This window comes from Dietzia lutea (assembly GCF_003096075.1).
Taxonomy (GTDB): domain Bacteria; phylum Actinomycetota; class Actinomycetes; order Mycobacteriales; family Mycobacteriaceae; genus Dietzia; species Dietzia lutea.
Genome location: NZ_CP015449.1, coordinates 2,548,160 through 2,571,482, shown reverse-complemented (window position 1 = coordinate 2,571,482; position 23,323 = coordinate 2,548,160). Strand labels below are relative to the sequence as shown.

Sequence of the window (23,323 nt, the reverse complement as noted above, 5' to 3'; positions counted from 1 at the left end):
TGGCGCCATGATCGTCTTGGGAGTCAATGCCACCTTCCACGATTCGTCCGCCGCGCTGGTCGTCGACGGACGCGTGGTAGCCGCCGCCGAGGAGGAACGCTTCTCCCGCCGCAAGCACGCCAAGCGGCCGGTGCCGTTCTCGGCGTGGGAGTTACCGGAGCTGTCGATGCGCTGGTGCCTCGAGGAGGCCGGCGTCACCGCGGCCGACCTCGACGCGGTGGGGTACGCCTTCGACGCCGAGCTGGCGGCGCCGCAGCCCGACGACCCCTTCGACCCGGTGCGGATCGACTACGTGCGGCGCGCGCCCGAGTTCCTCGCCGAGGCGCTGCCCGGACTGGACCCCGGCCGGGTGCGGTTCGTCGAGCACCACGTCGCGCACGCCGCCTCCGCCGCCCTGGCCGGGCCGCACCGCACGTGCGCGGTCCTGGTCAACGACGGCCGGGGGGAGCGGCACTCCCAGCTCGCCGGCCACTACCGCGACGGCGAGCTCGAGATCTGTCACCGCCAGGACCTGCCCGATTCGCTGGGCCTGTACTACGAGTCGCTCACCGAGCACCTGGGCTTCCTGCGCTCGAGCGATGAGTTCAAGGTGATGGCGCTGGCCTCCTACGGCGAGCCTCGCTTCCTGCCCGAGCTGCGCGAGAGTCTGCACGCGAACCCGGACGGGGGGTTCACCGCGCGCGCCCCGGAGTGGGAGCGGTTCGCGCCCCGCCGCGTCGACGACGGGACGTGGGGCGGCGTGCACGCCGACCTCGCCGCGTCGGTGCAGGCCGGGGTCGAGGAGGTCTTGGTCGCCAACGCGGAGTGGCTTCACCGGCAGACGCGCGCGACCGTGCTCACCATGGCGGGCGGGACCGCGCTGAACTGCGTGGCCAACACGCGGATCTGGCGCGAGGGCCCCTTCGAGGAGGTGTGGGTCCAGCCGGCGTCCGGCGACTCCGGCACCGCCCTGGGAGCGGCGCTGCACCTGGCGCGCGAGCAGGACGAGCTCGCCCCGGGTGCCGTGGACCCCGCGGCGGGGCGTGGATGGGACGACGACGAGCTGGCGCAGTGGCTCACCGCGGCCCGCGTGCCCTTCACCACCCCGGAGGACCTGGCGGGCGAGGTGGCCGATCTGCTCGCCGACGACGGCGTCATCGCGTGGTTCGACGGGCGTAGTGAGTTCGGCCCCCGGGCGCTGGGCCGCCGGTCCCTGCTGGCCAACCCGACGCGGGCCACGAACGTCGAGCGGCTCAACGACGTCAAGGGTCGCGAGCAGTTCCGGCCCGTCGCCCCCATGATCCTCGCCGAACGCGCCGCCGACATCGTCACCGACGGCCCGCTGCCGAGTCCGTACATGCTGTTCGTGCACACCGTGCGGCCCGAATGGCGGGACAGGCTGCCCGCAGTGGTGCACACCGACGGCACCGCGCGGGTCCAGACCGTCTCCGACACCGACACGCCCAGGGTCGCCGACCTGCTGCGCGCCTTCGAGGCGCGGACCGGCGTCCCGGTGCTGGTCAACACGAGCCTCAACACGGCCGGCCGACCCATGGTCGACGATCCCCGTGACGCCCTCGAGTTGTTCGGGTCGGCGCCGGTCGCCGCGCTGGTGCTCGGCCCGCACCTCGTGCGCCGCGCGGACTTCGTGGCCGGCGGTGACGCATGAGCCGAGCGCCCCGCTGGGCGATCGTCGTGCCCACCATCGGTCGACCGTGCCTGCAGGCGATGCTCGACTCCCTGGCCGCGCAGCGGACCGACGACGCCCACCCGGCACCCGTGGAGGTCGTGCTCGTCGACGACCGGCCGGGGCGCGTCGAGCCGCTGACGGCGAGCCTGCCGGGCGTCGACTGGCCACTGCGAGTCGTCCGCGGCTACGGGCGCGGACCCGCCGCCGCCCGAAACCGCGGCTGGCAGGCCACCCGCGAGTCGGCACCCGAGTGGATCTCCTTCCTCGACGACGACGTGATCCTGCCCGACGGGTGGCTCCCCGGACTCGTGGACGACCTCGCGGCGTGCGGCCCGGACACGGGCGCCACGCAGGCCTCGATCCGCGTGCCGCGTCCGACCGATCGCCCGCCGACGGACTGGGAGCGCAACGTCGCCGCGCTCGAGGGCGCGGACTGGGCGACCGCGGACATGGCGTACCGCCGCGCGGCCCTCGAGCAGGTGGCGGGCTTCGACGAGCGGTTCCCCCGGGCCTTCCGCGAGGACGCCGATCTCGCGCTGCGGATCCGCCGCGCGGGCTGGTCGCTCACCCGCGGTGCGCGGCACATCATCCACCCCGTGCGCCCGGCCGACGACGGGGTGAGCCTGCGCCTGCAGGCAGGCAACGCCGACGACGCCCTCATGCGGAGGTTGCACGGCCCGCGCTGGCGCGAGGTGGCGCAGGCCCCGGGCGGCGGGTTCGGCTACCACGTCGCGACGGTGGCCGCGGCGCTGGTCGCCGCGGGTGGCGCTGCCACGGCGGTGGCCGCGGGCGCGTGGGCGCGCACCACGCCCGCCGCGGGCTACGCGACCGGGGCCGATGCCGGGACGGGCGGCGCGGCCGGCACCGCCCGTGCGGCCGGCGCGGCGGCCGGAGTCGGTGCGCTGGCCTGGGCCGGACTCACCACGCGCTTCCTGGCCATCCGACTCGGCCCCGGGCCCCGGCCCGGCCACCCGGAGTTCCGCGCCGAGGCGCGCCGGATGGTCCCGACCTCGCTCACCATCCCGTTCGCGGCGGTCCGCCACCGGGTCGACGGGTGGCGACGCCACCGTGACGCGACGCCGTGGCCGCCGACGCCCCGCGCGGTGCTGTTCGACCGCGACGGCACCCTCGTGCGGGACGTGCCCTACAACGGGGACCCGGAGAAGGTCGAGCTCATGCCCGGCGCCCGCGAGGCCGTCGACCGGGCCCGCGCCGCGGGCCTGGCGGTGGGTGTGGTCTCCAACCAGTCCGGGATCGCCCGCGGACTGCTCGACGAGGCGGCGGTCCGCGCGGTCAACGCCCGGGTCGACGAGCTCCTCGGCGGGATGGACACCTGGCGCTACTGCCCGCACGGACCGGAGGACGGGTGCGGCTGCCGCAAGCCCGAACCCGGCCTCGTCACCGGCGCCGCCGCCGACCTCGGCGTCGACCCGCGTGAGTGCGTGGTCATCGGGGACATCGGCGCCGACGTCGAGGCCGCCCTGGCCGCACGTGCCCGGCCGGTCCTCGTACCCACCCCGGTCACCCGGCCCGAGGAGGTCCGCGACGCCCCGTGCGTCGCCCCCGACCTGCTCACGGCGGTGGGGGAGGTGCTGCGCTGATGGGACGAACCCTGGCCGTCCGGCTCGACTCCGACGGCGACGTGCTGCTCTGCGGCCCCGCCCTGACCCTGCTGGCGGAGACCGGCGACGTGGTCGACCTGCTGGTCTCCTCCCAGGGCCTGGCGGCCGCCGGGCTCCTCCCGGCGGTCTCCGAGGTGCTGGTCCACGACGCCCCCTGGTCGGGCTTCCGCCCGCCGCCGGTCGACCGCGCCGCCACCGCGGAGCTGGTCGAGCGGATCGCGTCCGGGGGCTACGACCGGGCGGTGGTGTTCACCTCCTTCCACCAGAGCCCCCTGCCGATGGCGCTGCTGCTGCGGCTGGCCAGCGTGCCCTTCATCGCCGCCGCCAGCGTGGACTACCCCGGCTCGCTGCTCGACGTGCGCGTCCGCCGCGACGACCCGCCCGGCGGCGGGCACGAGGTCGAGGCCGCCGTCGAGATCGCCGTCGCGGCCGGCGCCCGGCGACCGGACCGCATCCCCGGCCTCGCCGTGCGGCACCCGCTTCCCGACGTGACCGACCTGCTCCCAGGCGACGGGCGCGACCTCGTCGTCGTCCACCCCGGCGCGTCCGTCCCCGCCCGGTCGCTCACGCCCGCCCACGCCGGCCGCATCGTCGCGGCGCTGCGCGACGTCGGGTACCTCGTCGCGGTCACCGGCGGCCCCGGCGAGCGCGAGCTGGTCGCCCGGACCCTAGCCGCGTGCCCCGGCGGCACCGGCGGCGACGGCCCCCACGACACCCGGGGCGCCGACGGCTCCCACCGCACCGACGGCGGCGTCCTCGACCTCGCCGGACGCACCGACCTGGCGCAGCTGGCCGCGGTGCTCGAGCGGGCGGCCGTCGTCGTCGTCGGCAACACCGGCCCCGCCCACCTGGCCGCCGCCGTCGGCACCCCCGTCGTCTCGCTGTTCTCCCCGGTCGTCCCCGCCGACCGCTGGGCGCCGTGGGGCGTGCCCGTACGCCTCCTCGGCGACCAACACGCGCCGTGCCGGGACACCCGCGCCCGCGAGTGCCCCGTCGACGGGCACCCGTGCCTGACCGGCGTCCCGCCGGACCAGGTGGTCTCCGCCGTCACCGAACTCGCCACGGAGAGGAGAACCCGATGCGCATCCTGATCTGGCACGTCCACGGATCCTGGACCACGTCCTTCGTCCAGGGTGACCACGAGTACCTCGTGCCGGTCCTGCCGGACCGGGGCCCCGACGGCCGCGGCCGCGCGCAGACGTGGGACTGGCCCGCGTCGGTCTCCGAGCTCGACCCCGGGCAGCTGCGCGAACAGGCCACGGGCGGCGGGATCGACGTGGTGGTCCTCCAACGTGCCCACGAGGTCGACCTGCTGCGCGAGTGGACGGGACTGCGGGCCGGCGTCGACGTGCCGGCCGTCTACGTCGAGCACGACACCCCCCGCGAGCACGCGGTCAGCTCCCGGCACCCGATGGCCGACCAGGACCGGGTGCCCGTCATCCACGTCACCCGCTTCAACCGCATGATGTGGGACTGCGGATCCGCGCGCACCGGCGTGGTCGAGCACGGCATCGTCGACCCGGGGCGGGCGTGGACGGGGGAGGACGCCAGCCTCGCCGTCGTCGTCAACGAACCGGTACGCCGTGGCCGCATCGCCGGCACCGACCTCGTCGTGGACCTGGGACGTCAGGTTTCCCTCCACGTCTACGGCATGGGGATGGACGAGCTCGCCGAGCTCGCGCCGCACCTCGCGCCGACGCTGCACGAGAACCCGCCCCAGGCCGAACTGCACCGCACGCTCGGCCGCCACCGCGCCTACTTCCACCCGTACCGGTGGACCAGCCTCGGCCTGGCCCTGCTCGAGGCCATGACGCTCGGCATGCCGGTCCTGGCGCTGAGCACCACCGAGGCGCCCCACGCGGTGCCGCCCGAGGCGGGCCTGCTCAGCAACGACCCTGACGAGCTGCTCGCGCGCGCCCGGGACTGGCTTCACGACCGCGACGCCGCCGCGGCGGCCGGCGCCGCCGCCCGGGACCACGCACTGCGCCACTATGGACTCGGCCGCTTCCTCGCGGACTGGGACACCGTCCTGCAGGAGGTGACGGCATGAGGATCGCACTCGTATCGGAACACGCGAGCCCCCTGGCCGCGCTCGGCGGGGAGGACGCCGGCGGCCAGAACGTGTACGTCGCCGAGCTGGCGACCGGCCTCGGCGCGCGCGGCCACGACGTCACCGTCTACACCCGTAGAGAGTCGGCCTCGGCGCACGAGACGATCCGGCTCGCCGAGCGCGTGCAGCTGGTCCACGTCACCGCCGGGCCTCCGGCCCCGCTGCCCAAGGACGAGCTCGCCCCCTACATGGACGAGTTCGGGCGTGCGCTCGCCCGGCACTGGCTCGCCGACGGGGTCCCCGACGTCGCCCACGCCCACTTCTGGATGTCCGGGTTGGCCGTGCAGCGCGCCCGGCAGACGGTCGACGTGCCCTTCCTCCAGACGTTCCACGCCCTCGGCGTGGTCAAGCGGCGTCACCAGGGCAGTGCGGACACCAGCCCGCCCGGCCGCCTCGCCGACGAGGTCGCGCTCGCCACCGGAGCCGACGCCGTCACCGCCAGCTGTCGCGACGAACGCCGCGAGCTCGTCGATCTCGGCTCCGATCCCGACCGGATCCACGTCATCCCCTGCGGGGTCGACCTCGAACTGTTCCGCCCCGACGCCCACCGGACGCGTGCGGAACACCTGCCGCCGCGCCGCGACGGGTACCGCCGGATCGTCTCGCTCGGCCGGATGGTGCCGCGCAAGGGCATCGACCACGCCATCCGCACGCTCAGCTCGATTCCCGACGCCGACCTCGTCGTGGCCGGCGGGCCCGACCGCACGGAACTCGACCGCGACCCCGAGGCCGTGCGGCTGCAGGCGCTCGCGCGCGAACTCGGTGTCGACGACCGGGTGACCTTCACCGGGCGGCTCGACCGCCCGGACGCCGCCGCCCTGCTCGCCTCCGCCGATGTCGTGGTGGTGACCCCGTGGTACGAACCCTTCGGTATGGTCCCGCTCGAGGCCATGGCGTGCGGCCGCCCCCTCGTCGGCACGGCCGTGGGCGGGCTGCTCGACTCCGTCGACGACGGGGTCACCGGGCTACTCGTGCCACCCGGCGACCAGGCGGCTGTCACCCGGGCGGTGACCGAGCTGCTCGACGACCGCGACCGCGCGGAGGCCATGGGAGTCGCTGCGCGTCGGCGCGTCGAGACCCTCTTCTCCTGGGACGGCGTCGTGGACGCGACCCTCGCCGCCTACGCGGACGCCGCGCGGTCGGCCGCCCCCCGCACGGCAGGGGACGCGACCCCCGCCAGCGGGTGGCTCGAGTCGCACCTCGGGGGACTGCGCGCGGCCCTCGACGACGTCGCCCGACACGGGCCCACCCTCGACCGGTGGGCGGGCCGGCTCACCGCGCGCCTGCTCGCGGGCGGCCGGCTCCTGGCCGCCGGCAACGGCGGCAGCGCGGCCGAGGCCCAGCACTTCACTGCCGAGTTCGTCGGACGGTTCATCGAGGACCGGCGCCCTGTCTCCGCGATCGCCCTGACCTCCGATCTGTCCGGGCTCACCGCGATCGGCAACGACTACGGCTACGCGGAGGTCTTCGCCCGCCAGGTCGAGGCGCACGCCTCGCCGGGTGACATCCTCGTGTTGCTGTCCACGAGCGGCACCAGCGAGAACGTCATCGCCGCCGCCCGCCGGGCGCGCGAACGCGGCGTCACCACATGGGCGCTCACCGGAGGCGGACCCAACCCGCTCGAGGAGGAGTGCGACGAGTCGATCCGGGTCGCCTCCTGCAACACGGCGGTGATCCAGGAGTGCCACCTGGTGCTCCTGCACGCCCTCGCGGCCGCCGTGGACACGCGGCTGCCCCGGAGCCGAGAGGTGGACAATGCACGCTGACCCCGTGGCCGTCGTCGGAGACGTCGTCCTCGACCGTGACCTCGAGGGCACGTCGACCAGACTGTGCCCCGACGCCCCCGTCCCCGTCGTGGACGCCGACCACACGCGCGTGAGTCCCGGCGGCGCCGGGTTGGCGGCGCTCATGTGCGCCCGGATCGACCGCGTGCCCCGAGTCCGGCTCGTCGCGCCCCTGGCCGACGACGCCGCCGGGGAGACACTGCGCTCCGAGCTCGCCGACATCGACGTCCGCGCGCTCGGGCACGAGGGCGGCACCCGCACCAAGACGCGCATCCGGGCCGGCGGCCAGACCCTGCTCCGCGTGGACGACGGCGGGCCGGCCACCCCGCGGGACGTCGACCCCGCCCGGTTGGCCGAGGCGCTTGCCGGGGCGGTCGTGCTCGTCAGCGATTACGGCGCGGGGACCACCCGCGACCCGGCGGTGCGCGCGGGGCTCGAACAGGCCGCGCGGGACGGCGACGTGGTCTGGGACCCGCACCCCCGGGGCGGGCCGCCCGTGCCCGGGTGCGCTGTCGTCACCCCGAATCTGGCCGAGGCCCTCGACGCGGCGGGCGCCCTCGGCCTCGACGCCGACCCGGAACTTCCGGGCGATCTCGCCCGTGCGCTCCGCCGCGCCTGGGAGGCCCGCGCCGTGGTCGTCACCGTCGGCTCCGAGGGCGCCTGGCTCGCAGAGGGGGACGACCTGCGGCAGATTCCGTCCGGTGGGCGCGAGGCCGGCGACCCGTGCGGCGCGGGTGACCGCGTCGCGGCGTCGATCGCCGCGTCGCTGAGCCGGCGGGAGTCGGCGGCCACCGCGGCGGCCCGGGCCGTGGCCGACGCCTCGCGGTGGGTGGCGGAGGGTGGCGCCGCCGGGTTCCGCGGCCGTGGCAACCAGCCCGCCCCGAGCACCCTCGACGGCTTCGCCCACCGCATCGCCCGCACCCGCGAGGCGGGCGGGGTGATCGTCGCGACCGGCGGCTGCTTCGACGTCCTGCACGCCGGTCACGCGCAGTACCTGCGCGCCGCCCGCGAGCTGGGTGACCTGTTGGTGGTCCTGCTCAACTCCGACGCCTCCGTACGCAGGCTCAAGGGCCGCGGTCGTCCGGTCAACCCGGTCGCCGACCGGCGCGCGCTGCTCGAGGCGCTGGCCAGCGTCGACGCCGTGGTGGTGTTCGACGAGGACGACCCGCGTGAGGCGCTGGACGCACTGCGGCCCGACGTCTGGGTCAAGGGCGGCGACTACCGCGTGGCCGACCTGCCGGAGGCACCGCTCGTCCACAGCTGGGGCGGCCGGGTCGAGATCCTCCCGCTCCTGTCCGGTCGGTCCACGACCTCGATCCTCGATCGGATCAGCGATGCCGGTTGAGCCCTACACCGCCGAGGCGCTCCGGGCGGCCGGGGTGCCCACGCACGTCGACGTCGCCCGCGAGGAGACGTGGGCAGCGCGGCCGGAGGACATCGGATCCGGCGACGTACTCGCCCTCCGTGCCCTCGGTATGGGGGACGCCCTCGCCGGCATCGCCCCACTGCGGGGGCTGCGACGACTGGCACCGGGGTCGCGTCTCGTCCTGGCGGCCCCGGCAGGGGTCGGGGGGTGGCTGGCCCGCCTGGGCGTCGTCGACGCGGTCCTGCCGACCCCTGGCCTGGTCCCGCTCGGGCCGATCCGCGGGGGACAGATCGCGGTGGACCTGCACGGTAACGGCCCGGCCAGTCGAGGTCTGCTCACCGCCACGGACCCCGGCCGCCTCATCGGGTTCGACTGCCCGGAGGTGGGGCACGCCGGCCCGCCCTGGCATCGTGACGAACACGAGGTCCACCGGTGGTGCCGCCTGGTGAGCGACGCCGGCGGGCCGTGCGGCCCCGAGGACCTCCGCCTCACCGACCCCGCCGACCGCTCGCCCGGCGGATCATCCGGCGGGGTTCCCGGGGGGCCGGTCGTCGTCCACCCCGGCGCCGCCGCGCCCGCACGCCGCTGGCCTGTCGAGCGGTGGACGGCCGTCGCCCGCGCGCTGGCCGAGGACGGTCACCGCGTGGTGATCACCGGCTCGGCCGACGAGGCGGCGTTGACGGCCGAGGTCGCCGGGTCGACCCCCGGCGCGACCGACGCCGGGGGAGCGCTCGACCTCGACGCCCTGACCGACCTCGTCCGCGGGGCCGCACTCGTCCTCAGCGGGGACACCGGAATCGCGCACCTCGCGACGGCGCTGGCCACCCCGTCGGTGGTCCTCTTCGGTCCCGTCCCGCCCCGGTGGTGGGGCCCGCTCATCGACCCCCACCTGCACCACGTCCTGTGGCACGGCGACCCGGACGCCGACTCGTGGGGCGACCCCCACGGTGACGTCGTCGATCCGCGGCTGGACGCCGTGCGGACCGACGAGGTGCTCGCTTCCGCCTTCGACCTACTCAGCCACGACACGGGGAGGACCACATCATGACCCGAACCATCGCACGGGCCGTCGTCACCGGAGGCGCCGGTTTCCTCGGCAGCCACCTGTGCACCGAGCTCCGCCGCCGCGGCGTCGAGGTCGTCGCCCTGGACAACTTCCTCACCGGCACCCCGGACAACCTCGCGCACCTCGCCGCGGACACCGGGTTCCAGTTGATGGAGCGTGACGTCACCGACTACGTCCACGTCCCGGGCCCGGTCGACCTCGTCCTGCACTTCGCGTCCCCGGCCTCGCCGATCGACTACCTCAAGCTGCCCATCCACACTCTCCGCGTGGGGTCGCAGGGCACACACAACGCCCTGGGCCTCGCCCGCGACAAGGGCGCCCGGTTCGTCCTGGCCTCGACCTCCGAGGTGTACGGCGACCCGCTCGTGCACCCCCAGCCCGAGACGTACTGGGGCAACGTCAACCCGGTCGGTCCCCGCGGGGTGTACGACGAGGCCAAGCGGTACGCGGAGGCGCTCACCGAGGCCTACCGCACCACCCACGGCGTCGACACGGCGATCGTGCGCATCTTCAACACCTTCGGCCCCCGCATGCGTCCGCACGACGGGCGGGCGATCCCGACCTTCATCCGGCAGGCGCTGCGCGGTGAGGAACTCACCGTGGCCGGCGACGGGTCCCAGACCCGGTCGGTGTGCTTCGTCGACGATCTCGTGCGCGGGATCCTCGCGTTGGCCGAGTCGGGCCACGCGGGGCCGATGAACATCGGCAACCCCAACGAGCTCGAGGTGCTGCGTATCGCCCGCGACGTCATCGAGGCGGTCGGCTCGTCCTCGCGGATCCGGTACATCGACCGTCCCGTCGACGACCCGCAGGTCCGGCGCCCGGACACCGCACTGGCGACCGAGGCGCTGGGCTGGGAGCCGGCCGTCCCGTGGGCGGAGGGTCTCGCGCGCACGGTCGAGTGGTTCCGGACCAGGGCTCCGCAGAAGCTCTCCGCGCCCACCGCGTGAGACAGATCACCCACCCTCCACTTTCGGGTGTAGGCGGGTGTGGCAGCCATCACATACCTTGTCCGTCAATCGACGTTCACGCGTCGGGGACCACAGCGCCGGGGCTTCACCCGGCGGCCCCTCACAGGACTTGGAGTTGTCTTGACTGCCACGAACCTCCCCGCGGGCGATTCGGCACCGTCGCCGAACCAGCCCCCGGCCACCCAGAAGACCTCGCTCGCGAAGGTCGCCGCGGCCTCCTCGATCGGCACGACCATCGAGTGGTACGACTTCTTCATCTACGGCACCGCCGCGGCCCTCGTCTTCCCGACCCTGTTCTTCCCGGATCAGAACCCGGCCACGGCGACCCTGTCGTCCTTCGCCACGTTCGCCGTCGCGTTCTTCGCGCGGCCCGTCGGCGCGGCGGTCTTCGGGCACTTCGGCGACCGGATCGGTCGCAAGCGCACCCTGGTCTGGACGCTCATGATCATGGGCGTCGCGACCGTGTTCATCGGCCTGCTGCCCGGCTACGACACCGGGGCCTTCGGGGCGTTCGAGAACGGTATCGGCCTCCTCGCGCCGACTCTCCTCGTGGCGTGCCGCTTCTTCCAGGGCTTCGCCGTCGGCGGTGAATGGGCCGGTGCGACCCTGCTTACCGCGGAGTACGCGCCCAAGGGCAAGCGCGGGCTGATGGGCATGTGGCCCCAGCTCGGCGTGGCCTTCGCCTTCTTCCTCTCCTCGGGCACCTTCCTGCTGTTCTCCCTCATCGCCGGCGACGGCGCGGACGTCAACAGCCCGTTCATGCAGTACGGCTGGCGCATCCCGTTCCTGCTGTCCGCGGTCCTGGTCCTCATCGGCCTGTGGATCCGCATCTCGGTCGAGGAGACCCCGGTCTTCAAGCAGGACCGCGCGCGTGCCGCCACGGAGACCGCTCCCCGGACGCTGCCCTTCGCCGATGCGATCCGCTTCCAGTGGAAGGAAATCCTCATCGCCGGTGGCGCGCTCACCTCGCTGTTCTCGCTCTTCTACATGGGCACGTCGTTCCTGACGAACTACGCCACCAAGAACCTCGAGCACCCGCGACCGTTCGTCCTGGGCATGGGCATGCTCGCCGCACTGATCTTCGGCGCCGCGATCGCGGTCTCGGCCATCTACTCCGACCGGATCGGACGCAAGAAGGTCATCGGCACCTCGGTCGCCCTGGCCGTGGTCTGGACGCTGTTCGTGTTCCCGATCCTCGACACCGGTTCGCCGATCGCGTTCGCCGTGGTCCTGTTCGTCACACTCATCATCTTCGGCATCGCCTACGGCCCGGCCGGCGCACTGCTGCCCGAGCTGTTCCAGGCCCGCTACCGCTACACCGGTGCCGGACTCGGCTACAACCTCGCCGGCATCCTCGGCGGTGCGCTGCCGCCGCTGGCCGCCGCCGCGATGGTCGCCGCCGGCAACACGCTCGGAGTGGGCATCATGCTCTCGCTGCTGTCGGTCATGTCGATGCTGTGCGTGTGGCTCATGACCGAGTCGAGCAAGAACGAGATCCACGCGGACGCCGAGATCACCGAGGACCGCGTCCTCGCTACCGAGGTGCCCTGACCCGCACCCGGTGAACGCGGGATCTCCCCTCCGGGGGCCCCGCCACGACCAGCCGCGCCCGGCCCCACCCGAGAGGGGGCCGGGCGCGGTGTCGTGTGTCCGGCCGTACACGCGGGGCCCGGATGCGTGTGGTGTGTCCCGGCCACCCGCGCGGGCCCGGGGGTCAGAAGTCGCCGGCGGACCGGCGCAGGGAGGAGATCGCGTCGATGAGGGCCACCTGCTCGTCGGGGCTCATCCCCGGGTCGGCGAACACGCCGGCGTTGAGCGCTGCGGTCGCCTCGGCCACTACGCGCCGACCGTCGTCGGTGATCTCGACCAGCGTGGTGCGGCCGTCGGTCGGGTGCGGGCGACGTGCGACGAGGCCCGCGTCGAGCAGGCGCTTCATGGCGCTGGTGACGCTGGTGACGTGCACCTGGAGGCGCTCCGACGCCTTGGTGATGGGCAGCGCCCCGGAACGCGAGAAGGCGAGCAGGCGCAGGAGCTCGTAGCGGGGGAACGACAGGTTCCAGGGCCGGAGGGTCTCCTCGACCCGGGCGAGCAGGATCTGGTGCGCGCGCATCACCGACGTCACGACGGTCATGCCCTGCGCGGCGTCGGCCCATCCCTCGCGTTCCCAGTTGGCGCGTGCCTGGTCGATGCGATCGGGGATCGGGGTGGTCCTGGGGGGCAAGGGCACACTCCTGGAGGGCACGACGGTCGGGGCGGTCAGCAGAGTCTATCCGCCCGACGGGCCGGCGCACGGAGGACCCGGCGCCGCCGCGCCTGCGGGATCCGGCGCACGCGCGCCCCACCATGTTGGGGGGACCGCGGCGATCCGACGACGCGGGTTCGCGGTGTGACCGACGCTACGGTCACCGCATGAGATCTACTGTCCAGCAGTCGGGAACGACATTCGACCCGGCGCGTATCCGTCATCCGCACTTCCGGGACCTCGTCACCGACGCCGCCACGGCGGTCTCCCGCATCGAGGACGGGGACACCGCGCGATCAGCGGGTTCGCCAGTGCGGGCACCCCCAAGGCGTTCGCGCCGGCGCTCGCCGAGCGGATGCGAGCCGTCCGGGCGGCGGGCGGCCGGCTCCGCGTGAACCTGCTCACCGGCGCCTCGGTGAGCAACGAGGCCGAGGCGATGCTCGCGGAGGTCGACGGCGTCGACCTCCGGATGCCGTACCAGAGCGAGCCCACCGCGCGGCGCGCGATCAACGAGGGCCGCGTGGACTACGTGGACATCCACCTGTCGCACGTCGCGCAGCAGGTGTGGGAGGGCTACTACGGGAACGTGGACGTCGCCGTGGTCGAGGTGGCCGCGGTGACGGACGACGGCAAGCTCGTCCCGGCGATGTCCGTCGGCAACAACAAGACCTGGCTCGAGGTCGCGGACAAGGTGATCCTCGAGGTGAACTCGTGGGTCCCGCAGGGCGTCGAGGGCATGCACGACGTCTACTACGGCACCGCGCTGCCGCCCGAGCGTCGGCCGATCATGCTCACCCGTCCCGACGACCGGATCGGACAGGCCCACCTCGAGGTCGACCCGGCCAAGGTGATCGCCGTGGTGCCGACCGACCGGCAGGACTCCGCGAGCGCGCTCACCGAGCCCGACGAGATCAGCCGGGCCATCGCCGGGCACGTCGTGGAGTTCTTCCGTCACGAGGTCGAGCGCGGGCGCATGCCCGCGGGCAGCCTCCTCCCGCTGCAGGCCGGGATCGGCAACGTCGCCAACGCCGTGCTCTCCGGGTTGGAGGCCGGGCCGTTCGAGAACCTGACCTGCTACTCGGAGGTCATCCAGGACTCGATGCTGCGGCTCATCCGCGAGGGCAAGGTCGCGCACGCCTCCGCCACCTCGCTCGCCCTGTCGCAGGCGGGTCTCGAGGAGTTGGTCGACAACATCGACCTCTACCGTGACCACATCACGCTGCGCCCGCAGGAGATCAGCAACCACCCGGAGATCGTCCGGCGTCTGGGCATCATCGGGATGAACGGCATGCTCGAGGCGGACGTGTACGGCAACGTCAACTCGACCCACGTGTGCGGCACCCGGATCATGAACGGGATCGGCGGGTCCGGCGACTTCACCCGCAACGGGTACGTCTCCATGTTCCTGAGCCCGTCCACCGCGAAGGGCGGCGCGGTGTCGGCGATCGTGCCCATGATCCCGCACGTCGACCACACCGAACACGACGTCCAGGTGATCGTCACCGAGCACGGACTGGCCGACCTGCGCGGGCTCAGCCCCCGCAAGCGGGCGCGCCTCGTCGTGGACAACTGCGCCGACCCGGCGTACCGGCCGCTGCTCCACGACTACCTCGACAGGGCGAACGCCCGGCCCGACGCCGGCAACACGCCGCATATGCTCGAGGAGGCGTTCTCCTTCCACACCCGTTTCGCCGCGACGGGAAGCATGCTGGAGTAGAGGAGCACCATCCCGACAGACGCACCCGGAGGATCGATGACGACCAGCCCGAGGCCCCTACGCATCGGCAACGTCTCCGCGTCGCGGACCGATCGGTCCAGCGCCACGGCCGAGTTCCTCGCGGCGGCGTCCCTCGACGTCCTCGCGCTGGACATGCTCTCCGACGAGGCGATGCTCGACCTGGCCGAGCAGCGGGCGACGGGCGGCCCGGGTTACGAGCGCGCCGCCCTCGTGCAGATCGGCGAGTGTCTCGACCGCCTCGGCGCGGGCGGGGCCGGCGAGAACAGTGCCGGTGGGAACCGTGCCGGCGGGGTCCGGATCGTCACCAACGCGGGTGCGCTCGACCCGGCTGGCCTCGTCCGCGACCTGCGGGCCCTGGCCGCGGACAAGGGCGTGGAGCTCGCCGTGGCCCACCTCGATCCCGGTGAGGTGACGGACCGGGCGGCCGCACTCGGACTCGGTGACGTCGACGTGGCCACCGTCCGACACGGTGCGTTCGGGATCGCCCGCGCGCTGGCGGCCGGTGCCGTCGTCGTCGTCACCGGGCGCGTCAGTCGCGAGGCCCTCGTCGCCGGCGCCGCGGCGGCGCACCACGGCTGGACGCCGTCCGCCCTCGACGCCCTCGCCGGCTCCGTCGCGGTGGGGCACGTGCTCTCCGGCGGCCCCGGCGCGACGGGGGTCGTCGACTCCACCACCGACGTCACCCGCACCACCGACCCCGTCACCGGCGGGTACCCGATCGCCGAGATCGCCGACGACGGTTGCTCGGTGATCACGCGGCACCCCTCGGCGTTCGGCTCGGTCACCGTCGGCACCGTCACCGACCAGCTCCTCGACGGCGTCGCCGGCGCGAGGTACGCGGCGCCCGACGTCGTCCTGCGGCTCGACTCCCTCCGCCTGGCGCAGGAGGGCACGGACCGCGTCCGCATCAGCGGGGCCCGCGGCGAGCAGGCACCGCCGGTCGTGGCGGTGGTGGGCATGAGCCGGGGCGGCCAGGGCGGCGCGGACGGCCGGCGCCCCGCCCGGGTGGCCCGCCCGCTGCCGCAGGACGAGTCCGGGCACACGGTCGTGCTGCCCGACGGCGCGCGCGTCCGGGTCCCCGTGCCGCGTGAGACTGCGCCGATCGGCCCGGGGGACCTGCCCGTCCCGTGGTCGGCGGGCGCCGTCCCGGGCGGTGAGCCCGTCACCGCGACCCTGGGGTCGGTGGCCAGCGTCCGCCGCGGCGTCGTCGGGCGCGGGGTCAACATCGCGGTGTGGACGTGGGACGACTCGGCCTTCGCCTGGCTCGCGGGCGCGCTCACCGCGGAGCGCTTCCGCGAGCTCATCCCCGAGCTGGAGGGCATGGACACCAGGCTGTACCTGCTGCCCAACCTCCGCGCGGTCAACCTCGTGGCGCGCCCGCCGCGCGGAGAGGTGCTGCGGCCCGGGCTGGGTGCCGACCTCGCCGCGGCGCGGCTGGAGATCCCGGGTGAGCTGCTCGAGGTCGGACCCTAGGAACCGACGCCGCCCGCGCCGGCCGTCAGGCGAGCGCGCGCAGCTCAACCTTGCGGATCTTGCCGGTCGCGGTGCGGGGGATCGAGTCCACCACCACGACGTCGCGCGGTCGGTGCGAGGAGGGGAGCCGCTCGGCGCCGAACTCCCGCACCGAGGCCTTGAGCTCGTCCTCGCCCGGGGCGCCCTCGGTGGGCACGACCACCGCCACGACCAGCTCGCCCCACGTCGGGTCGGGGCGCCCGACGCAGGCCACCTCCGCGACGTGCGGGTGGTCCATGAGAACGCGCTCGACGTGCAGCGACGAGACGTTCTCGCCGCCGGACTTGACGATGTCCTTGACGCGGTCGGAGAACCACACCACGCCCTCGGCGTCGATGCGCCCCAGATCGCCCGAGTGCAGGCGCCCGCCCACGAACGCCTCCGCGTTGGCCTGCGGGTTGTTCCAGTAGCCCTCCATGACGGTCGGGCCGCGGTAGACGATCTCGCCGTCGGCGCCGGGCGGCAGGAGGTCGTCGGAGCCGGGTTCGGCGATCCGGTTCTCGGCGATCGGGGTGGGGTAGCCCCACGAGTCGGACTTGTCCGGGCACAGTTCGGGCCACTGCATGACGGTGGCCGGCGTGCACTCGCTCATCCCCGAGGCCAGCACCATCCGCGCGTCGGGGAGCGCTGCCTCGAGGCGTCGGCGCATCTCCTCCGACATCGGGGCCATGGCGTAGAGGAGGAACCGGACCGAGGAGAGGTCGAGTCCCCGGTCGGTGCCGTCGGCGAGCGCCTCCAGCATGAGGGGCAGGCCCACGAGGTGCGTGGCGCGGACGCGGGCGACGGTGTCGGCGTACCCGACGGGGTCGAACCCCGGCAGCAGGTGGACCGTCGCGCCCATGGTCACCGCGGACAACAGGACGCCGTTGAGGCCGGCGGTGTGGAACAGGGGGAGGGGGCACACGGTGACCGACGGTTCCGCGCCCCAGTTCAGGCCGAACACCGCGCCGTTGCCCAGGGCGGCGACGGTCACCGCGAGGTGGGACGTGAGGACACCCTTGGGGCGGGAGGTGGTCCCGGACGAGTAGAGGCACTGCACGACCTGGCGGTCCGCGATCACGGTGTCCGGGTTGGAGTCGTCGTCGGCCAGCAGGTCGTCCCAGCCGATAAGCGTGGGTCCGTCGGGCGCGGCCTCGAGTCCGTCCGGGACCCCGCCGACGACGACGAGGGTCTCGACGCCGGGGATGGCGGCGGTCGCTCCGAGGACGAGCTCCACGAGGGAGCCGTGGACGACGACGATGCGCGTCCCCGAGTCGGTCAGGGCGTGTGCGATGTTCTCGAGCCCGGACAGCAGATTGACGGGCAGCGAGACCATCCCGGCCTTGGCGGTCCCGAAGTAGGTGGCGACGAACTCCCTGCAGTTCGGGGAGAGGATCGCGACCGGTTCGGACTCGCGGATGCCGTGCTCGAACAGCCCGTGCGCGAAACGGTTGGCGGCGGACTCGAGCTCGAGATACGTCCACGAACCGGTCTCGTCGGTGAGGGCGGTGCGGTGAGAGAACGTGGCGGCCGCACGGGTGGGGATGTCCCCCACGGAGCAGCGGCGGGCGAGGGCGTGGTCGGTCGGGTCGATGCCGGCGGGGTCGAGTCGCACGTTGTCTCCAGGGGCTCGGGGGAGGGGTGAGGGATAGGCGTGACTGTGACGCTCATCACCGTATGCCAGGCTGGCGGAGGCCCGGCCGAAAAGCAAACAATCACGCTTGCTTTTTTCGTGGAGCGATGTCATCGTGATCACATGACGAACCCCGAGATCTCCGTCACAGAGGATCCGCACGCGGCCCTCGCCGCGCTCAACGCCCGACTGGATGAGCTCGTCGAGGCCGCCGGCGTCGACGGCTGGAACACCGACACCCCGGCCGCGGGCTGGGACGTCGGCATGCAGATCGCCCACCTGGCCTGGACCGACGAGGTCTCGGTCACCGCCATCCGCGACGCGGACGCCTTCCGGTCGGTCGTCGAGAAGGCCGAGGCCGACCCGACCGGGTTCGTCGACGTCGGCGCCGCCGAGATCGCGGCCACCGGCCGCGACGAGGTCCTCGCGCGCTGGCGTCGGGCCCGCGGTGAGCTCGCCGACGCTCTCGAGACCGCGGACCCGGGGGAGAAGATCCCGTGGTTCGGGCCGCCGATGCGTCCCAAGTCGATGACCACCGCGCGGATCATGGAGACCTGGGCCCACGGGGTCGACGTGGCCGACGCGCTCGGCGTCCCGGTCGACTCCGACCCGGCGTTCGTGGGAGCCCTCCCGCACGTCGCCCGGCTGGGATGGAAGACCCGCGCCTTCGCGTACATGATGAACGGCCTCGAGGCCCCCGCCTCCGAGGTGTATGTCGCGCTCACGCAGGCCGACGGCGCCGTCGTCGAGTTCGGTCCCGCCGACGCCGAGCAGCGCGTCACCGGGCCGATCCTCGACTTCTGCCTGCTGGTCACCCAGCGCGTCCACCGCGAGGACACCGCCCTCGAGGCGGTCGGCGCCGACGCCGAGAAGTGGCTGCGCATCGCCCAGGCATTCGCCGGCCTCCCCGGCGGCGGCCGCGAGAAGGGAGAGCGGGCATGACCGGATCCACCACGTCGGCGCCGCTGCGCGTCGGCCCTGAGTCGACGGTGCCTCCGCTCCGCGTCGGTAACATGTCGGGGTTCTACGGCGACCGCATCTCCGCGATGCGCGAGATGCTCGAGGGCGGCGAGCTCGACGTCCTCACCGGCGACTACCTGGCCGAGCTGACCATGCTCATCCTGGGCCGGGACCGGCTGAAGAGCGCCGAGCTCGGCTACGCCAAGACGTTCCTCCGCCAGCTCGAGGACTGCCTCGGGCTCGCGCTCGAGAAGAACGTGAAGATCGTCGCCAACGCGGGCGGCCTCAACCCGGCCGGACTGGCCGAGGCGATCCGCGAGCTGGGTACGCGTCTCGGACTGTCGCCGGTCGTCGCGCACGTCGAGGGTGACGACCTCATGTCCAGGGTCTCCGAGCTCGACATCCCGGCCGTCGCCGGCGTCCCCGTCACCGCCAACGCCTACCTCGGTGCGTTCGGGATCGCGCGCTGCCTCGACGCGGGCGCGGACATCGTCGTCACCGGCCGCGTCACCGACGCCTCGGTCATCGTGGGGCCGGCCATCAGCCACTTCGGTTGGGGCCGCGACGGCCTCGACGCGCTCGCCGGTGCCACGGCGGCGGGCCACGTCATCGAGTGCGGCACCCAGGCCACCGGCGGCAACTACGCCTTCTTCAACCGCGGCGAGATCGCCGACCCGGTGACCCCCGGGTTCCCGATCGCGGAGATCTCCGCCGACGGCACCTCGATCATCACCAAGCACGCCGGCACGGGCGGCGCCGTGACCGTCGGCACCGTCACCTCGCAGCTGCTGTACGAGGTCACGGGGGCGCGCTACGGCGGCCCCGACGTCGTCACCCGCCTGGACACCGCCGTCGTGGAGCAGGAGGGCACCGACCGCGTCCGCATCTCCGGAGTCGTCGGCGAGCCCGCCCCGCCCGCCACCAAGGTGTCCGTCACGTGCCTCGGCGGGTTCCGCAACGAGGTCACCTTCCTGCTCACCGGCCTCGACATCTCCGACAAGGCCGCCCTGGTCGAGCGGCAGTTCCGCGCCGGCCTCGAACGGGAACCCGCCCAGCTCGACTTCCGTCTGCACCGGACCGATCACCCCGACGCCGACACCCAGGCCGCCGCGACCGCCATGATGACCATCGTCGCCTGGGATCCGGACTCCGACGTGGTGGGCCGGGCGTTCTCCGACGCCGCCGTCGCGATGACGCTCTCCAGCTACCCCGGGGCCACCCCGAGCGGGCCGCCCGGCCGCGGCGGACCGTACGGCGTCTACATCCCCGCCTACCTCCCGCAGACCGAGGTGCCGCACGTGGCCGTGCTGCCCGACGGCACCCGCGTCGACATCGAGCCGCCGGCGCGGACCGGGGAGATGGGCGACGGCCACGCCTCCGACGGACTCGGCGCCGACGGGGCCCCGCTCGACGCCTACGTCCCGCCCTCCGGCCCCGTCCGCCGTCGCCCTCTCGGCGACGTCCTCGGCGCCCGCTCGGGTGACAAGGGCGGCACGGCCAATATCGGACTGTGGGCCGGTGACGAGCAGGCCTACCGCTGGATGCTGGCCACGCTCACCGTCGACGAGCTCCGCCGCCTGCTGCCCGAGGCCGCCGACCTGCCGATCGAGCGCTACGAGTTGCCGCGCCTGCACGCGGTGAACTTCGTCATCGACGGTCTCCTCGGCAAGGGCGTCGCCCACGGCTACCGCTGGGACCCGCAGGCCAAGGGCCTGGCCGAGTGGCTGCGCTCCCGACACGTCGACATCCCCGACTCCATCACCGCCCCCGTGCCCACCACCGCCGATGCCGCCCGCGCGGCCGCCGAGGAGAACGCGTGACCATCCCACGCCGTACCGCCCCCACCGTCCCACGCCGTACCGCCCCCACCGTCCCACGCAGTACAGCCCCCACCGTCCCACCCCATGTACCCGGGGACCCCTGGTACACCGACGAACGTCTCGCCCTGCGCGAGACCACGACCCGCTTCGCCGAGCGCGAGATCCTGCCGCACCAGGACGAGTGGGAGGCCGCCGGAGCGATCCCCCGCGACCTGCACCGCGCGGCCGGGGATCTCGGCCTGCTCGGCGTGTCGTTCCCCGAGGAGGTCGGTGGCGGCGGGGGAGACATGCGCGACTCCCTCATCGTGTGCGAGGCCCTCCACGAGGCCGGCGTGTCCGGCGGGGTCTTCGCCTCCCTGTTCACCTGCGGCATCGCCACCCCCCACCTCGCCCAGTCCGGACGCCCCGACCAGATCGACCGGTGGGTCCGCCCCACGCTGGCCGGCGAGATGATCGGCTCCCTGGCCATCACCGAGCCCGGCGGGGGTTCGGACGTCGGGCACCTGACCACCAGTGCCCGGCGGGACGGCGACCACTACGTCGTGAACGGCGCCAAGACGTACATCACCTCAGGAACCCGCGCCGACTTCGTCGTCACCGCGGTCCGCACCGGCGGCGAGGGCCTACCCGATGCGTCCGGCGTCAGCCTCCTGGTGATCCCCACCGACACCCCGGGGTTCCATCGCTCGGCCCCGCTGGAGAAGCTGGGCTGGCGCGCCTCGGACACCGCGGAGCTGACCTTCACCGACTGCCGGGTGCCGGTCGAGAACCTCGTCGGCGCGGAGAACGACGGGTTCGCGCAGATCGCCATCGGCTTCGTGGGCGAGCGGATCGCGCTGGCCGCCCAGGGTTACTCGCACGCCCAGCGCTGCCTCGACCTCACCCTGGCCTGGGTCCGCGAGCGCGAGACCTTCGGGCGCCCGCTGCTGTCGCGCCAGGCCGTGCAGAACACGGTCACCGAGATGGCCCGTCGCGTCGACGTGGCCCGCACGTACACGCACCGCTGCGCCGACCTCGCCGTCGCCGGGCACGACGCCATCGCCGAGGTCTGCTTCGCCAAGAACACCGCCGTCGAGTGTGCCGAATGGGTCGCCAACCAGGCGGTGCAGCTCTTCGGAGGTCTCGGCTTCATGGCCGAGTCCGAGGTGAGCCGCCAGTACCGCGACGTCCGACTCCTCGGCATCGGCGGCGGCACCACCGAGATCCTGACCACCCTCGCCGGACGACGTTTGGGGTACACGGCATGACGATCCTGCGGTCCACACTGGACACCACGAGCGCCGAGTTCGGCGCAGCGAGAGAGGCCATGGAGGGCAAGCTGGACCAGCTCGCCACCGACCTCGAACCGGCGCTGGCCGGCGGCGGCGAGCGCAAGGTCGCCCGCCACCGCGAGCGCGGCAAGTTCACCGCGCGCGAGCGGATCGACATGATCCTCGACCGCGAGTCGCCCTTCCTCGAACTGTGCGCGCTCGCCGCGTGGGGCTCGGACTTCCAGACCGGCGCCTCCGTGGTCGCCGGCATCGGGGTCGTCTCCGGTGTCGAGTGCCTGCTCATCGCCAACGACCCCACGGTCAAGGGCGGCACCTCCAACCCCTGGACGCTGCGCAAGATCCTCCGACTCAACGACGTCGCCATGAAGAACCGGCTCCCGGTCATCAGCCTCGTCGAGTCCGGCGGCGCAGACCTGCCCACGCAGAAGGAGGTCTTCGTCCCGGGCGGTGGCCTCTTCCGCGACCTGACCCGCCTGTCCAAGGCCGGCATCCCCACCATCGCCGTCGTGTACGGCAACTCCACCGCCGGCGGCGCCTACGTGCCCGGCATGAGCGATCACGTCGTCATGATCGAGGAGCGGTCCAAGGTCTTCCTGGCCGGACCCCCACTGGTCAAGGCCGCGACCGGGGAGATCGCCGACGAGGAGACGCTCGGCGGCGCCGACATGCACGCGCGGGTCTCCGGGCTGGCCGACCACCTCGCCGTCGACGAGTCCGACGCCGCGCGCATCACCCGCGGCATCGTCCGCCGCCTCAACTGGTCCAAGGCCGGGCGCGCACCGCGCACCGACGTGATCGAGCCGCTGTATAACGCCGACGAGCTCCTGGGGATCGTGCCCGACGATCTCAAGATCCCCTTCGACCCGCGCGAGATCATCGCCCGCATCGTGGACGGCTCGGACTTCGACGAGTTCAAACCCCTCTACGGCGCGAGCCTGTGCACCGGGTGGGCCGAGATCCACGGCTACCCGATCGGCATCATCGCCAACGCCCGCGGCGTGCTCTTCAGCGAGGAGGCACAGAAGGCCACGCAGTTCATCGAACTGGCCAACCGCTACGACACCCCGCTGCTGTTCATGCACAACACCACCGGCTACATGGTCGGCTCGGAATACGAGCGCGGCGGCATCATCAAGCACGGCGCCATGATGATCAACGCGGTCTCCAACTCCGAGGTCCCGCACCTGTCGCTCATCACGGCCGCGTCCTACGGCGCCGGCCACTACGGGATGTGCGGCCGCGCCTTCGACCCGCGGTTCCTCTACTCCTGGCCCAGCGCCAAGTCCGCGGTCATGGGCGGCCAGCAGCTCGCCGACGTCGTCACGTCGGTGGCGGCCGCCGCGTCGGCCGCCCGTGGGGAGGAGATGGACCCCGAGACCGTCGAGGGGCTCAAGGCGGCCATCGCCGACCAGATCGAGAAGGAGTCGTTGCCGGCGTTCCTGTCCGGGATGCTCTACGACGACGGCGTCATCGACCCCCGCGACACCCGGACGGTGCTGGGCCTCAGCCTGTCCGCGATCCACTCCGGAGAGGTCGCCGGAACCGACCGCTTCGGCGTCTTCCGGATGTGAGGAACGAGA

16 protein-coding genes and 1 pseudogene are annotated in these 23,323 nt (G+C 73.5%); 15 read left to right on the top strand and 2 right to left on the bottom strand.

The window, feature by feature from the left end:
- Positions 1 to 7: 7 nt before the first annotated feature.
- From A6035_RS11740 to A6035_RS11700, 9 genes are all read left to right on the top strand, one after another.
- On the top strand, positions 8 to 1,648 hold the full coding sequence (locus A6035_RS11740; RefSeq protein ID WP_108847923.1) for a carbamoyltransferase family protein: 1,641 nt from the start codon (positions 8 to 10) through the stop codon (positions 1,646 to 1,648).
- Complete coding sequence (locus tag A6035_RS11735; protein ID WP_108847922.1) at positions 1,645 to 3,270, top strand: HAD-IIIA family hydrolase; 1,626 nt, start codon at positions 1,645 to 1,647, stop codon at positions 3,268 to 3,270. The genes A6035_RS11740 and A6035_RS11735 overlap by 4 nt, the downstream gene beginning before the upstream one ends.
- The gene (locus A6035_RS11730; protein ID WP_108847921.1) at positions 3,270 to 4,382 is read left to right on the top strand and encodes a glycosyltransferase family 9 protein; all 1,113 of its coding nucleotides are present in this window, start codon (positions 3,270 to 3,272) and stop codon (positions 4,380 to 4,382) included. The genes A6035_RS11735 and A6035_RS11730 overlap by 1 nt, the downstream gene beginning before the upstream one ends.
- Entirely contained in the window at positions 4,370 to 5,341 is a 972-nt protein-coding gene (locus A6035_RS11725) for a glycosyltransferase (protein WP_108847920.1), read from the top strand. Before A6035_RS11730 ends, A6035_RS11725 begins: the two co-directional genes overlap by 13 nt.
- Positions 5,338 to 7,167, top strand: coding sequence for a glycosyltransferase (locus A6035_RS11720; protein ID WP_108847919.1), 1,830 nt, complete (start codon positions 5,338 to 5,340; stop codon positions 7,165 to 7,167). The genes A6035_RS11725 and A6035_RS11720 overlap by 4 nt, the downstream gene beginning before the upstream one ends.
- Complete coding sequence (rfaE2, locus tag A6035_RS11715) at positions 7,157 to 8,530, top strand: D-glycero-beta-D-manno-heptose 1-phosphate adenylyltransferase (protein ID WP_108847918.1); 1,374 nt, start codon at positions 7,157 to 7,159, stop codon at positions 8,528 to 8,530. The genes A6035_RS11720 and rfaE2 overlap by 11 nt, the downstream gene beginning before the upstream one ends.
- Complete coding sequence (locus tag A6035_RS11710; RefSeq protein ID WP_108847917.1) at positions 8,520 to 9,599, top strand: glycosyltransferase family 9 protein; 1,080 nt, start codon at positions 8,520 to 8,522, stop codon at positions 9,597 to 9,599. Before rfaE2 ends, A6035_RS11710 begins: the two co-directional genes overlap by 11 nt.
- Positions 9,596 to 10,567 (top strand): NAD-dependent epimerase/dehydratase family protein, encoded by a 972-nt coding sequence (locus tag A6035_RS11705; protein WP_108847916.1) that lies wholly within the window; start codon positions 9,596 to 9,598, stop codon positions 10,565 to 10,567. Before A6035_RS11710 ends, A6035_RS11705 begins: the two co-directional genes overlap by 4 nt.
- A gap of 141 nt (positions 10,568 to 10,708) precedes the next feature.
- Entirely contained in the window at positions 10,709 to 12,139 is a 1,431-nt protein-coding gene (locus tag A6035_RS11700) for an MFS transporter (RefSeq protein WP_108847915.1), read from the top strand.
- Between the two features lie 163 nt (positions 12,140 to 12,302).
- On the opposite strand, the gene A6035_RS11695 is transcribed toward A6035_RS11700, so the two are convergent.
- Positions 12,303 to 12,809, bottom strand: a complete 507-nt coding sequence (locus tag A6035_RS11695) for a MarR family winged helix-turn-helix transcriptional regulator (protein WP_108847914.1) — start codon at positions 12,807 to 12,809, stop codon at positions 12,303 to 12,305.
- A 188-nt stretch (positions 12,810 to 12,997) separates the two neighbouring features.
- Here A6035_RS11695 and A6035_RS11690 point away from each other — a divergent pair.
- Positions 12,998 to 14,547: pseudogene (locus A6035_RS11690) on the top strand (succinate CoA transferase).
- A 36-nt stretch (positions 14,548 to 14,583) separates the two neighbouring features.
- Entirely contained in the window at positions 14,584 to 16,041 is a 1,458-nt protein-coding gene (locus tag A6035_RS11685) for an acyclic terpene utilization AtuA family protein (protein ID WP_108847912.1), read from the top strand.
- A gap of 25 nt (positions 16,042 to 16,066) precedes the next feature.
- Here the strand turns inward: A6035_RS11685 and A6035_RS11680 are convergent, their stop codons facing one another.
- Entirely contained in the window at positions 16,067 to 17,674 is a 1,608-nt protein-coding gene (locus A6035_RS11680) for a class I adenylate-forming enzyme family protein (RefSeq protein WP_108847911.1), read from the bottom strand.
- Between the two features lie 141 nt (positions 17,675 to 17,815).
- On the opposite strand from A6035_RS11680, the gene A6035_RS11675 reads away from it, so the two are divergent.
- The 4 genes from A6035_RS11675 to A6035_RS11660 are packed head-to-tail and all read left to right on the top strand — an operon-like array spanning position 17,816 to position 23,314.
- On the top strand, positions 17,816 to 18,634 hold the full coding sequence (locus A6035_RS11675; RefSeq protein WP_108847910.1) for a TIGR03084 family metal-binding protein: 819 nt from the start codon (positions 17,816 to 17,818) through the stop codon (positions 18,632 to 18,634).
- Complete coding sequence (locus A6035_RS11670; protein ID WP_108847909.1) at positions 18,631 to 20,472, top strand: acyclic terpene utilization AtuA family protein; 1,842 nt, start codon at positions 18,631 to 18,633, stop codon at positions 20,470 to 20,472. Before A6035_RS11675 ends, A6035_RS11670 begins: the two co-directional genes overlap by 4 nt.
- Positions 20,469 to 21,719: an acyl-CoA dehydrogenase family protein gene (locus A6035_RS11665; RefSeq protein WP_279629895.1), complete on the top strand. Its 1,251-nt coding sequence runs from the start codon at positions 20,469 to 20,471 to the stop codon at positions 21,717 to 21,719. The genes A6035_RS11670 and A6035_RS11665 overlap by 4 nt, the downstream gene beginning before the upstream one ends.
- Entirely contained in the window at positions 21,716 to 23,314 is a 1,599-nt protein-coding gene (locus tag A6035_RS11660; protein WP_108847908.1) for an acyl-CoA carboxylase subunit beta, read from the top strand. Before A6035_RS11665 ends, A6035_RS11660 begins: the two co-directional genes overlap by 4 nt.
- Positions 23,315 to 23,323: the final 9 nt, after the last annotated feature.